This window comes from Nocardia sp. NPDC051832, from assembly GCF_040681285.1.
In the GTDB taxonomy this organism is placed as follows: domain Bacteria; phylum Actinomycetota; class Actinomycetes; order Mycobacteriales; family Mycobacteriaceae; genus Nocardia.
In genome coordinates, this window is record NZ_JBFAYL010000005.1 from 210,496 (window position 1) to 223,735 (window position 13,240).

At 68.0% G+C, this 13,240-nt stretch carries 8 protein-coding genes and 1 pseudogene; 2 read left to right on the forward strand and 7 right to left on the reverse strand.

What is annotated here, in order from left to right:
- Window positions 1-6: 6 nt before the first annotated feature.
- Genes redW through AB0M14_RS30610 form a run of 7 tightly spaced genes read right to left on the reverse strand, consistent with a single transcriptional unit; the run spans window position 7 to window position 11,155 of the window.
- A complete protein-coding gene (redW, locus tag AB0M14_RS30580) occupies window positions 7-1,158 on the reverse strand; it encodes an L-prolyl-[peptidyl-carrier protein] dehydrogenase (protein ID WP_365001043.1) in 1,152 nt (383 codons plus the stop codon).
- Between the two features lie 11 nt (window positions 1,159-1,169).
- On the reverse strand, window positions 1,170-4,031 hold the full coding sequence (locus AB0M14_RS30585) for a polyketide synthase (RefSeq protein WP_365001045.1): 2,862 nt from the start codon (window positions 4,029-4,031) through the stop codon (window positions 1,170-1,172).
- Window positions 4,028-6,673, reverse strand: a complete 2,646-nt coding sequence (locus AB0M14_RS30590; RefSeq protein ID WP_365001048.1) for a PEP/pyruvate-binding domain-containing protein — start codon at window positions 6,671-6,673, stop codon at window positions 4,028-4,030. Before AB0M14_RS30590 ends, AB0M14_RS30585 begins: the two co-directional genes overlap by 4 nt.
- Window positions 6,670-7,701, reverse strand: coding sequence for a class I SAM-dependent methyltransferase (locus AB0M14_RS30595; protein ID WP_365001051.1), 1,032 nt, complete (start codon window positions 7,699-7,701; stop codon window positions 6,670-6,672). The genes AB0M14_RS30590 and AB0M14_RS30595 overlap by 4 nt, the downstream gene beginning before the upstream one ends.
- Window positions 7,698-9,254 (reverse strand): amino acid adenylation domain-containing protein, encoded by a 1,557-nt coding sequence (locus AB0M14_RS30600; RefSeq protein WP_365001053.1) that lies wholly within the window; start codon window positions 9,252-9,254, stop codon window positions 7,698-7,700. The genes AB0M14_RS30595 and AB0M14_RS30600 overlap by 4 nt, the downstream gene beginning before the upstream one ends.
- Entirely contained in the window at window positions 9,251-10,897 is a 1,647-nt protein-coding gene (locus tag AB0M14_RS30605) for an aminotransferase class I/II-fold pyridoxal phosphate-dependent enzyme (protein WP_365001055.1), read from the reverse strand. Before AB0M14_RS30605 ends, AB0M14_RS30600 begins: the two co-directional genes overlap by 4 nt.
- A 12-nt stretch (window positions 10,898-10,909) precedes the next feature.
- Window positions 10,910-11,155: an acyl carrier protein gene (locus AB0M14_RS30610; protein WP_365001059.1), complete on the reverse strand. Its 246-nt coding sequence runs from the start codon at window positions 11,153-11,155 to the stop codon at window positions 10,910-10,912.
- A gap of 406 nt (window positions 11,156-11,561) precedes the next feature.
- On the opposite strand from AB0M14_RS30610, the gene AB0M14_RS30615 reads away from it, so the two are divergent.
- Both AB0M14_RS30615 and AB0M14_RS30620 read left to right on the forward strand, forming a co-directional pair.
- The gene (locus AB0M14_RS30615; RefSeq protein WP_365001062.1) at window positions 11,562-12,422 is read left to right on the forward strand and encodes an AfsR/SARP family transcriptional regulator; all 861 of its coding nucleotides are present in this window, start codon (window positions 11,562-11,564) and stop codon (window positions 12,420-12,422) included.
- A 96-nt stretch (window positions 12,423-12,518) separates the two neighbouring features.
- Window positions 12,519-13,169, forward strand: a pseudogene (locus AB0M14_RS30620) (HEAT repeat domain-containing protein); the annotation flags it as partial.
- Window positions 13,170-13,240: the final 71 nt, after the last annotated feature.

Genomic DNA, 13,240 nt, shown 5'->3' on the forward strand with positions numbered 1-13,240 from the left:
GCTCCTTCAGCGGGGACGTTTACGGCCCAGGCCCAATGCGCGGGCGACGTTGTTCTTCTGGATTTCGTTGGTGCCGGAGAAGATTCGAGCCGGCAGCGCGTCCCGCAGCAGGGTCTCGGCGTCGCCGGCGGTGACGCCGAGGGCGCCGCGCAGCTGGATCGCGTCCAAGCCGATCTGCACCGCGGCCTCGCTCACGGCGATCTTCGCCAGACCCGCCGACACCTCGCAGTTGCCGCCGTGAGACAGTTCGGCGGCGGCCTTGTGCAACAGGAGTTCGGCCGATTCCAGACGCGCGAGCATGTCGACCAGGCGATGGCTGACTGCCTGGAATTCGCCGATGGGCGAACCGAATTGGACGCGCTCGCCCGCGTAGGCCAGGGTGCTGTCGAGAACTCGGCGCATCGCGCCGAGGTAGATCCCGAACAGGCAGGTGCGTTCCCATTTCATGGAGCCGGTGAACACGCTCGCCCCGGCGCCCTCGCCGCCGAGCACGCCGTCCACCGGTACCCGGCAATCGGCGAAATGCACTTCGGCCGTGGGGGATCCGCGCAAGCCGATCTTCTGGTACGGCGGACCGACCCGCAGCCCCGGAGTCGCGGCCTCGACGAGGAAGGCCGTGACACCGAAGAATCCGCTGCCCGGGCTGGTGACGGCCTGCACCAGGAACACGTCGGCGACCGGGGCGTTGGTGGTGAACACCTTGGTCCCGTTCAGCACGTAGTGGTCGTCCTGGCGGACCGCCCGCATGCTCATGTTGAAGATGTCCGAGCCCGCTTCGGCTTCGGTGATCGCGTGCGCGGCAACCAGTTCCCCGGAGCTCAGCCGCGGCAGCCAGTGCGCGCGCTGCTCCTCGGTGCCGAACTCCGCGATCGGCATCAGGCAGGCGAACAGGTGCGCGGCGGCCGAGAACGCGAAACCGGTATCGGGACAACCTGATCCGAGCGCCGCCATCAACGCCACCGCGGCGACCGCGTCCAGGCCGCTGCCGCCGTACCGCGCGGGGACGGTGGCGCCGAGGATGCCCTGTTTGCCCGCCAGCTCCCAGCGGCGGCGAAAGTCGATGGGCTCGAAGGTCTCCGGGCCACCGAGGTCGCGTTGCGCGAATCCGGTCACTGCGGCACACATCGCCGTGACCTCGGGCGAAAGCTCGAAATTCATCAGGTGCCGTCCTACCGGTATTCCTCGAGCAACAGGTGGTAGTTGATCCCGCCGGTGCCGAACGAGCTGATGCCCGCTCGCCGCGGTCGTCCGGGAGTGGCGGGCCACGGTTCCGCCGTCCGCGGCAGCACCGCCGGGATGTCGGCGAGCGCCAAGTCCGGGTTCGGGGTGCGCAGGCTCGCGTTGGGTGGAAAGGTCTTGGCGCGCATGGCTTGTAGCGCTTCCAGTAATCCCGCGCCGCCCGCGGCCGCGAAGGTGTGTCCGACGACCGCCTTCACCGATCCGATCACCAGTGGACGTGTGCGCTCGGATTCCCCGTAAACCTGTGCCGCCGCGGTGATTTCGACGCGGTCGCCGACACGGGTCCCGGTGCCGTGCGCCTCCAAGTAGTCCACTGCTGCGGGCTCGAAATCGACCGCGTCGAAGGCCCGCCGCATAGCGCGCACCTGACCGGCCACATCCGGCGCGATCAGCGATTTCGCATCGTTGGAGCCGCCGATGCCACGAATCAGCCCCACGATCTCGTCACCGTCGCGCCGTGCGTCGGACAGGCGTTTGAGCAGGAACAGCGCGCAGCCATCACCCGGACTGAAACCGTCGGCCTCGACATCGAACGGGGTGATCCTGGTGTGCGACAACAATCCCAGCGCCGAGCAGAGCACGAGATCCCTAGGATTGCAGGCGAACTCGACCCCACCGGCGATCGCGAAATCAGCGCTGCCCCGCCGCAACGCGTTGATCGCCACGTCGATCGCGGCAAGTGTGGACGCACACGCCGCCTCGACAGCCATCGGAATCGCGGACAGCTGATATTCATTGGCGACCAGTGCGGCCACCCCACTCGCCAGACAGCCATCCAAATCCACCGGCGACAACGGTCTGTTCACCCGCCGCACCCGCTCCAGCACCCGCGCCCGCCCACCCTCCGGCAGCGCACGCCAAGCCTCGGTCGCGGCCAGCGCGTCCTCCAACACCGCCCCGGACCGCTCGGCATTCCGCAGCCGTTCACTCGTCAAACTGAGCGTGCTTCCGACCACTACCACGCCCGGCCCGGCCCCCAGCGTCGCGCGCCCGCCATACCCGGCCAACACTTCATCAGCCACCGAAAGCGCAAGCCGCTGGGCCGCATCCATTGCCCGATACCGATGCGGCGTGATGCGAACCCCCGCCGGCGGCCGCTGCGGCACCCCCACCACTCCGCCCACCTGGCAGTAACTATGCGTCAAGGTCATCTCACCAGGCGCGAAGTACAGCTCCCGGTCCAGCACACTCTCCGGCAACCGCCCCAGCCCACTCCGACCGGACTTGATCGTCTGCCACAGTCCCGCCGCCTCCGTCCCACCCGCAAACGCCCCACCGAAACCAACGATCGCAATGGGCTCTGTGCGGCGGCGGCCGTCGTTGGATCCGTGGGTGGTGCGGCGTTCGGCGATGGCCCCTGCGGTAGCGCCCGGGTGGCGCCGCCTGGGGGCGGCAGCTGGAGTTCGGTATCCGACCTCGGCGGTGGCAGCGGGGTTCCCGTGGTGACGTTCGCGATCCGGTGCGGCAATGGGCTTCCAGTCGCTCAGTCTGCTGCGGCGGCCGGTGTCAGACCCGGAGGTGGTGTTTTCGCTCTCTAAAAGAAAGTAGCCGTAGGTGCCGCCGAGGGCGGAGCCGTAAAGCGCTGCGTATCGGGCGTCGAGTTCTGTTTCCGGGGGCCAGGGTTCGGGGCTTCCGAGGGAGGCGAAGGGGGTGTCGGAGAGGTCTGGGGGTGGGGTGAGGCGGGGTGGGAGGGTGGCGTCGTGGAGGGCTAGGGCTGCTGCGGTTATGCCGGTGAGGCCCGCGTTGGCGTAGGTGTGGCCGAGGCGGTCGCGGGTGCTGTTCAGGGCGATTGATCGGGGGGTGGTGTGATTGAACAGGCGGGTGAGGGCGCGGATTTCGGCTTCGGTGACCGCGGGGATTCCTGGGCCGACGCTTTCTATGTAGCGCACGGCGGCGGGGTGGACCGCGGCGGCGTCGTGGCATTCCTTGGCGATGCGGAAGCGTTCCTCGGCGGTGGTCGAGTAGCGAAAGACGCCGGGTCGGGGCTCGTGGCCTAGCGCGCCTTCGAGGATGGAGGCGTAGATGCGGTCCCCGTCGCGCCGCGCTGTCTCTCGGCGTTTGAGGAGGAGGGCTGAGACGCCTTCGGACAGGGGTGAATTCGTGGTCAAGCCCTTGGCGGCGAGGGCGTCGGCGGCGAAATCTCCTTCCCGGCGTTGCCCAGTTACCACCAGGACGGCGTCGGCCGCGCCGTTGCGCAGGCTGTGCATCGCGTGCTCGAGCGCGACGAAGGAGGTGGCGTCTGCGGATTCCAGGGTGATCGTATGTCCGAGCAGGCGGAAGGCCGCGGCGATGCGGGCAGGGATGGTGCTGGCCATTTCGCCCACCCGGTCGTGGGGTGCGGCCCCCAACCGGCCTACCAGTCCGGCCCGCAGTTCCCGGCGCAGGCGTGGGGCCGCGGCGCGGACGTCCTCGTCCTGATCGAGCGCGGCGGCACGTTCGACTTCGCGTCCGTAACCGGCTCCCGCGACGCGAAGTGCGTTGGCGTACTGGCGATCCAGGCCGAAGCAGGTGCCTGCGATGACGTCGGTCCGCTCGGTGGTCAGCGGCCGCTCGGGGAATCCGGCGTCGGCCAGGCACTGTCGTGCCGCCTCCAGCATGAGCATCTGCATGCGTGTCATCGAGCGGCGCTGGACCGGCGGAATGCCGAACTGCGCCAAGTCGACCTCGACGTCGTCCAGATCCGCCGCACCGCAGGGCGGATCCGGTGCGTTCAGCAAGTTCCAGAACGCTGCCACACCGCGGGCCCGCGGATACAGGCACGCCATGCCGACGATGGCGACAGGTTCGCTCATCCGTCGATCACCTCGACCACCCCACGGTCACCGTCCACCATGAGCAGATCGCCGGTCTTGATCACGCGGGTGGCGTGTTTGGTGTTGACGACGGCGGGCACGCGGAACTCCCGCGACACGATCGAACTGTGCGAGAGCATCGAGCCGATATCGGTGACGATCGCGCCCGCGATGGCGAACAGGGGAGTCCACGACGAATCGGTGTACTGGGTCACCAGGATCTCGCCGAGCTGGAACTCGTCGGCCTGCCAGGCCAGATCTTCGACGATCCGGGCCCGCCCGACCGCCTGCCCCGGACTGGTGCCCAGGCCCGGCAGCCGCGCACCCTCCGGCAGCGGCCGGACCGATTTCGTGACGTCCCATTCACCGATGATGCTGAGCGGCGGTGCGGGCAGCCGGGCGTAGTTCTGGAAGGTGCGCCGCGCCTCCTCCAGCTTTGCGCGAGAGACGATTTCGTGCGGGTCGCCGCCCGCCAGATAGCGCAGGACGTCCGCGAAATCCAGGTAGGCGACTTCGTCGGCGGACCGCAGCAGCCCCGCCTCGATGAGCCGCCGCCCCACCTCGTAGACGACCTCGCGGACCAGCCAGATCGAGGTGATCATCGCCAGTCGCGCGGTCTCCCGCAGCGAGCTGCACGTCTCATACAGCGACAGCGCGGTCCGCACGGCCCGGCGCTTGGCCGCGGGCAACCGCTCGACGGCTCGCATCGCCTCGGCCGCGCGCGAATCGTCCTCTGTGCCCAGCACATTGCCGATCGAGAACCCTTCCTCGGTGTAGCGCCGGATCATCTGGAACACGTACGCCGGGTCGTCGATCCAGCGCGGGTGCGTCAGTTCCATCTCCTGGTGTGCGCGAGTGCCGTTCTCGCGCAGGAACGGCTCCATGTGCGCCGTCCAGAACGCTCGCCCCGCTGCGTCATTGCGAAGCCGCGTGGCGACGTCGGCTGCCGATCCGGTCCGGATGATCTCGAGCGCCGCGGGCTGTGTCCGCGCGACCTGGGCCAGCTCCCAGACCTCGCGCGCCGCCTCGAGCGTCCGCAGATTCGACATCCGAGTCTTGAAGTGGTTCTGCACGCCCTGCCCGGCCGCGCCGAGCCAGGCCCCGCACATCGTCTCCAGCACACCGTAGAAGCCGAAGGCGTTCAGGAAGTACGGCATGTAGCCGACGTTCATATCGTGGAAATACGCCAGGCGGCGGCGCATTTCGTCGTGCAGCTCGCGCCGGCCGAGCTTGCGCAGGTCGATCCGGTGCGCGCGATCGTATTCGTAGTGCCGCGACTCGGTCATCCGCTGGGCCCGCGGCTTGGCGTCCCGGAATTCGCGTGCGGCGGTCCGGAACCAGAACAGCGTGGACCGCAGCCACGCCGCCCCGAGCGGGTAGGCGCCATACGGATTGCGGTAGTCGGCCAGGTCGATCTCCTCGCTGGCGAAACGCAGATCGAACGGCCGCTGGTCCCGGGTGGCCAGGCTCTGGCTCAGGATGTGCGCGGTGTAGGAGACGTTGAGATAGACGTAGCCCTGGAAGTAGCCCATGTGCAGCGGCATCTCGCCGCGGTCACGCAGGCCGGTTCCGGCGATGCAGTCACCGTGCACATTGTCCTGGTAGTACTTCGCGAACGACAGCCCGAGCGGCGTCATCACGCCGGTGAAGATCTCGCCGATGTCCATGCGCGTCCAGAACGTGCCGTGCTCGATCGGCGTGGGCTGCGTGTCGTTGTACGGGCTGAGCCGCGCCGTCTGCGGTGCGCCGGTGGTGATCGGGCGGGCCTGGAGCAGATAGAGCACCCGATCCCGCACCGCCCACTCGATATCCTGTTCCGCGCCATAGTGTTCGCGGATCCGTTCGGCTAGCGCGGCGAGTTCGAAGAGCTGCTTCTCGGTCAGGCAGGGGACATTGCGGAAGGCTTCGTCGACCTTCACCAGCTCGACCGCGCCGGACCCGACCGGTGCGCACCGGATCACCTTGTACCGGACGTTCTGCTCGACCACTTCGGGACCGGCGGGGTCGACGAGGAACGAATCCGAGGTGACCCGCCCCGAGACCAGCCCCTCACCCAGACCCCAGCAGGCGTCGACCACGAACCGGTCGGTGCGCCCGCTGATCGGGTCACGGGTGAACAGCACGCCCGCCGCGTCGGCGTCGATCATCTGCTGCACCACCACGGCGATGGTGCCGGCGCCCGCGGAGTCCCGGTAGGCGACGGCCCGGTCGGACCACAGCGAGGCCCAGCAGGTCTTCACGGCCTCCAGCACGGCCGCGTCCCCGGCGATGTCGAGCACCGTATCATGCTGTCCGGCAAACGAATACGCGGCGGAGTCCTCCTTGCTGGCCGAGGAGCGCACCGCCACCCGCGGTCGCCCGAGCTGCGCGTAGGCGGCGGTGACGGCGGCGGCGATATCCGCGGGAACCTCGGCGGCCAGGATCGTTTCGCGCACCTTCGCGGGCTCGTACTCGACGTCGACGCCGACCTCGGCCAGGAATCGCTGGAACAGTTCGGTGGTGAGGCAGAAGGCGGGCGGCACCGGCAGCCCGGCGCGCAGGAGTTCGTCGAGCCGAGCGCCCTTGCCGCCCAGCGATTCCTGGGGGCGCGGGTCGGCCGCCCCGAGGACGGTGATCAGCTTGTCGGCGGTGGGTTTCTTCATGCTGTGCGCTCCCGGGAGTTGCCGGCGACGAAGGCGCAGAACTGCTCGCCCGGGATCAGGCGGCGTACCTCGACCTCGCCGAATCCCGCGCTGCGCATCTGGTCCGCGAGTTCGGTGGCCTCGGGCAGGGATCCGCCGAAATCGGCGAATTCGAACCACAGGCTCAGCACCTCCATGCTGAGGTTGCCGCCCCGGCACGAGGTGGTGAGCAGTAGCCGTCCGCCGGGGGCGAGCAGGGATCGGGCCTGTTCGAGCAGCTTGGTTCGTTCCTCGACCGGGAAGTAGTAGATGTTGTTGTGCATGGTGATGAGGTCGAACTGCGGTTCCACGTCGAGTTCGCGCACATCCGCGTGCCGGACCTCGACTCGGTCGGACAGGCCCCACCCGGCGATGTTGGCGGCCGCTTCCTGAGCGACCTCGGCCTGGTAATCGACCGCCAGCGCGGTGAGCCGCGGGTTCACCGTGGCGGCGTAGCGAACGTAATCACCGCTGCCACAGCCGATTTCCAGCAGCCGCAGCGGCGCGGCCGGATCCACCGCCCGTTCGATGGCCTCTTCGACGAACGGCTGCACGACCTGGCTGGAGCGGGCGATGATGGCGCCGTCCTGGTCCGCCATGGTCAGCCGCTGCCCGTGCTGGAGCATCGCGGGACCGTTGAGCAGCACCGGCAGATGGAAACGCACGACCTCCTCGAGGGCCGCGGCCACGGTGTCGTTGCGCGGCAGGGCAAGGGCTTTGGCGGTGCGGCTCTTCAGCCGATAGGTGCCGGTGTCGACCGTGAGCTCGCCGAGCCGCACCCCGACATCCAGCCAGGCGCGCAGCAGCCGCCGGTCGTCGGTGACGCCGAGTGCGTCGGCGAGCGTCTCGGCGTCCGCGCCGGAGCCCGAGAGCCGCTGGAGCACACCACTGCTCAGCGCACCGGTGAGAAAGGCCGCGCGATACAAGGGGGTGACGAAGCTCCTGGCGAGGGATAACAGCAGCGGAAGCCTGCTGTCGGTGGCCACTTTGGTCAGGGTCGTGAGTTTCACGGCCGGTTCCTTCCTGCCAGACTTCGATAGTCGATCTTGCCGTTGGTATTGCGGGGCAGCGCCGGTACGCGAGTGGCGTTGCGCGGCACCATGTAGCGCGGCAGGAACTGGGCGCAGTGCCGTTTGAGATCGAGTAGCGCGGGCGCGTCCGCGCCGGCGCGCACCGTGTAGAAGAGGGTGAGTTTGGCGTCCGGGCCCTCGCCGGTGACGAGGACCGCCGCCTCCTCGAGTGCCGGATGCCGCAGCGCCACCGACTCGATCTCGCCGAGTTCGATCCGGTACCCGGAGGCCTTCACCATGCGGTCCTTGCGGCCGTGATAGACCAGCCGGCCGTGCACCCAGCCGACCAGGTCGCCGGTGGGATGACGCCGCCGCCGGTGGTGTGCCGCGGCCGGTTCCGCTTCGCGCCGCCAATACCCCGGGGTGACGCAATCGCCTTCGATCACCAGCTCCCCGAACGCCTCCGGCCCGGTGAGAGTTTGCCCGTCCGCGTCGACGATGAGCGCTGTCGCGGAGTCCACCGGCAGGCCGATGGGCAGGGGGTCGTCCGATTCCTGATCCGCCGGGGTGAGGCGGTGATACGTGCAGACGTTGGTCTCGGTCGGCCCGTAGAGGTTGTAGACCCGGGTCGCGTCCTCGAGGACGACCAGGAGTTCCTTGAGCCGTGGTTTCGGATAGACCTCGCCCGCGAACAGCACATACCGCAGGCCGCGCGCGACCTCGGCGGTGAGCGCGCCGCACCCGGTCAGCAGCGCCAGAATCGAGGGCACCGAATACCAGACGGTGACGCCGTAGTCGCGGATGCCCGCCGCCAGCGCGGCGGCGTCGCGCGCCTGCTCGTCCTCGACGATCCACACCGCCGCGCCGGCCGACAGCGCGACGAACAGGTCGAAGGTGCTCAGATCGAAGTTGAAGGAGGCGTGATTGGCGAAGACGTCGTCGGCCCCGAGGTCCAGTTCGCCGCGCGCCCAGTCGATGAACGCCGCGAGGTTGCGATGCGAGATCTGCACGCCCTTCGGCGTTCCGGTGGAGCCGGAGGTGTACAGAATCGCGGCGAGGTCGTCGGGGGTCAGCTCGACGGGCCCCGGCGTGCGCTCGGAACGGTCGGCGATACCGAGGAATTCGGTCCAGGTGAGCGCGGGCCGTGGTGCGCTGTCGGACACGGCCACAACAGCTTTCACGGAATGCGGCAGGGCGGCATCGGTGAGCAGCGGCAGATGCCGCGCGTCGGTGAACACCACGATCGGCTCGGTGTCCTCGATGATCGTCCGGACGCGCTGCGCGGGGTGGCCACCGTCGAGCGGCACGTACGCGCAACCGGCGTGCAGCGCCGCGAGAATCGCGTGCGCGTACTCGGGCCCCTTGTCCATCCAGATGACGACCCGATCTCCCACCGTCGCCCCGAGCCCGCGCAGCCCCGCCGCCACCCTGCCCACGGTCTTGACGAGCTCGCCGTAGGTGACGCTCCTGGGGCCGACCAGGGCGGGCCGGAAGGCCTGCTCGACCGACTCGACGGCGGGCAGGCGCACCACGCCGTGCGGCCGCGCGTTCATCGCCGTAGCGCTTCCCGGGCGGCCGGCACCCCCGTCTCGGCCCCGGCTTCGACGAAGATCCGCGCGGCCAACTCCAGGTCCTCCGGCGTGTGTTCGGAGGTCACGCTGATCCGCAGCCGGGCATCGCCGAGCGGCACCCCGGGGAAGACGACGGTCTGGCAGAACAGACCGCGCGCCCGGACCGCGCGCCCCATCTGCAATGCGCGCTGTTCGTCGCCGATCACGAGGGGCACGATGGCGCTCTCGCTGTGCTCGAGATCGAACCCGGCCTCGGTCAGCAGCCGGCGCAGGTGCCGAATATTGTTCCAGAGCGCGGTGATTCGCTCCGGCTCGCGTTCCATCACGTCGATCGCCGCGATCAGGCCCGCGGCGACCCCGGCCGGGATGGTCGCGGCGAAGACATAGGAGTTGGAGTAGAAGCGCAGGTAGTCGATCACCTCCTCGTCACCGACCACGAAACCGCCCATGCCCGCGAGGGTTTTGCTCATCGTGCCCAGTTCCAGATCGACCTCGCCCTTGAGCCCGAAGTGTTCGGCGGTGCCCGAGCCGCGCACGCCGAGCACGCCGGTCGCGTGCGCGTCATCGACGAGCACCCGTGCGCCGTGCATGCGGGCCAGGCGCACGATCTCCGGCAGGTCGCAGATATCGCCGTGCATGCTGAACACGCCGTCGGTGACGATCAGCATCCCGCGGACTTGGTCGGCGCTGCGCTCGAGCACGCGCGCCAGATCCGCCATGTCGTTGTGCCGGTAGATCTTTCGCACCGCACCCGACAGCTTGGCGCCGTCCACGATGCTCATGTGGTTGAGCTTGTCGACGACGACCGCGTCGCGGGCGCCGGTCAGCGCGGAGATGCAGCCGAGGTTGGCGGCATAGCCACCCGGATAGACGAGGCAGGCCGGCCGGCCCTTGAACGCGGCCAGTCGGCGCTCGAGTTCGAGGTGTAGCTGATTGGTGCCGCCGATGATGCGGCAGCCGGTGTTGGTGGCCCCGTAGGAGCGCGTCGCGTCGCAGATCGCGTCGATGACATCCGGGTGGTTGGCCAGGCCCAGGTAATTGTTCGAGGCGAACATCAGGTATTCGCGCGTCCGCCCGGTGAGCTCATCACGGATAACCGCCCGATTGGTACACCGCGAATGCAGCGGCATGCCATACCAATACAGGTGCTCGGTCTCGCGGTCGCGGCGATGCGTCGCGAATTCCCTGGCGTCCGCGTATAAATCAGCCGCCCGGCTGTCCATGAAATCGCGCATCGACCGGCCGTCCCACGCCGTCGTACCCGGCGGCCCGGACGAATCCAATTCGCCGACAGCGAGTTCGGAATCTTCGGTGGCCGCGGGCGGCGGTTCGGGGTGTTCGCCGGGCGAGCCGGTGTGCGTCTCCAGCTCGGTGATGAGCTCCCGCAGACTGGGCGCGGAGATCGTCGCGGACAGGCCGTTGGGCAGCGCCAACTCCTTCACGGCGTCGTCGATGATGGAGATCAGCACCACCGAATCGATGCCCAGGTCACCCTCCAGCTCGGCATCGAGATCGAGCTGGTCGCGGCGATATTGGGTGTATCGCATCGCCGTCGAGATGACCACCTCGGACACGGCGCGATCGGTCCGGCCATCGGGTGAACGGCGTTGTGTCAGATCGGTCATCTCCAGGCCCCTCTATTTCTTTCGATAACGCTCTATGAGATCCGCTATCGTATTGACGGATCGAAAATTCTCCGGCCTGATCTCGGGCAACGGAATTGCGATATCGAATTCGGCCTGGATCGAATGGACCAGGTCGAAGACTTCGGCCGAGGAAATAATGTTGAGCTCCAGTAACGGTGTATCGGCGCGCAAACCCTCGCCATCTCCGTTCAACCAAGCTCCGGCAATGTGCTCGAGCAAGAAATCCGACGCCGTCACGACTCAACACAATGGCCTACCGCGCTGACCGATCCGCTGACAACAACGCTGACCGGAATTCGCGGCGCCGACGAACGCATTCTTGCGAACGGCGCCGGCCCGATCCGGGGCGCCGACCAGGGGTTATGCACAATGCACAGCTCGAACGGGTGCTACAGCATCGGGCGCGGCGGGAATCGGGCCGGGCCGCAGCCGCGCTAGCAGGACGAATGCCCGTTGTCCGGGAAACCCGTTCGCATAGCGAAACGGCTATCGATTTGGAACCGCTGGAGTTCCAACGGAATTCAACTGTTCTTACCGGACGGTCATGATAGTCTGACCAACATTGGTTTCGAAACTGGTTGTATCGCAGCGGCTTTCGTTCGGCCCGAAGAGGGGTGCCCTCGCACAAAACTCAGGATGGGTAATGGCTGTCAACAAGACTCCTGAACCGATCAACGACGAGGCACATCGGAGTGCTGTCCGTATTGATCTACTCGGCTCCGTGTCCGTAGTTGCCAAAGGTGTGCGCACCGAGCTCCGATCGAGCAAACTGCGCGCTCTGCTCGCCACTCTCGCATTGGACGCCGGGCGCACTGTCTACTACGACGAACTGGTGGCAGAACTGTGGCCACGAGAAATCCTGAAGGATTCAAGAAACGCGTTGCAAGCCAATGCGACCCGAATCCGGCGGACCCTGGATCGCTGTACCGGCGGAATCGGTCAATCGATAGCCTTACGCGCGGTCTACAACGGCTACATCCTTGATATAGCGCGTGAGTTGGTGGATGGGAATCTATTTCTCGATCTCTCCGCCCGCGGCTCCGGTCTGCTGCCCGACGACCCCGGACGCGCCCTCGAGTTGCTCCAGCAAGCGCTGCGGTTGTGGCGCGGTCCCGCGCTGCTCAATACGCACAGCGGCGAACGGTGCCGGGGCGCGGCGGCGTTCCTGGAGGAGCGGCGGCTGCTCGCCTGGGAGGACCTGGTGTGCGCGCGGCTGCTGCTCGGCGATGATCGCTCGGCCGCCGCGGAGTTGCAACGGCTGATGGCGGCGTCCCCGACCCGGGAAGGATTGTGCGAGTTGCTCATGCTCGCGCTCTATCGCGGCGGCCGGCAGTCCGAGGCGCTGCGGCTGTTCCATCGGACCAGGCGGCACCTGGACGAGGAGCTCGGTGTCGGACCCGGCCGCTCCTTGCTGCGCTTATACGAGGACATTCTCGCGCAGGACGCGACGCTCGACTCGGCGGACGCCGTGCTGCGCCGCACAGCCTTCGGGTTCGCGCTGTAATCGGCCACTGGTCAGGGGTCAACCCCGACGTTGCGCTGGTGAACTTGACCTTGTCACTGTGGCAAGGTCTTCACTGGGCGTCGGAGGTGGTTCCCCATGAACTCGACACACAGGACTGCGAACAACACACGACTGCTCGGCGCGCTGGCCGCGGCGGAGTCGTCGACACGGCTGAAAGCGGCCTTGGCGGCCGGGACGCATCCCGACCCCGCATTCGCCGACGCGCTCATAGCGCGGTGCGCGATCGAGCCGGACTTCTTCGTGCGCGACATGCTCACCTGGGCGCTGACCCGGCTGCCCGCGGACCTCACGGTGCCGAAACTGCGGGTCGAGCTACTGTCGCAGCGCGCGCAAGCCCGCAGCCAGGCGTTGCACACACTGTCCAAGATCGGTGACCGCGCCGCCTGGCCCGCGATCACCCGCACGCTGTTGCACGACCCCGACGACGAGGTCGCACGTAGCGCCTGGCGCGCGGCCGTCATCCTCGCCCCCGAGACCGCGAAAGCCACGCTGGCCACCGACCTGGCTACTCAGTTCGGCCGCGGCGACCGCGAGACCCGGCTGAGTCTGAGCCGCGCCCTCGTCACACTCGGCGACCTGATCGAGCCGATCCTCCAGCCCGCGATAGCGAACGCCGACCCAGAAGTCAGCGCCCACGCGAAAGCAACCCAGCAGCTGTTGCACGACCCCGACGGCGGCTTCGACCTCGCCGTCGACGCGGCCCGCCGCATCGCCGCGCTCGGGCCGCAGTGGGAAGGGAAGGTTGCGGCTGATCCGGTGTCGAATGAGAAGGCCGCGCCCGACGCGGAGTGGGATGA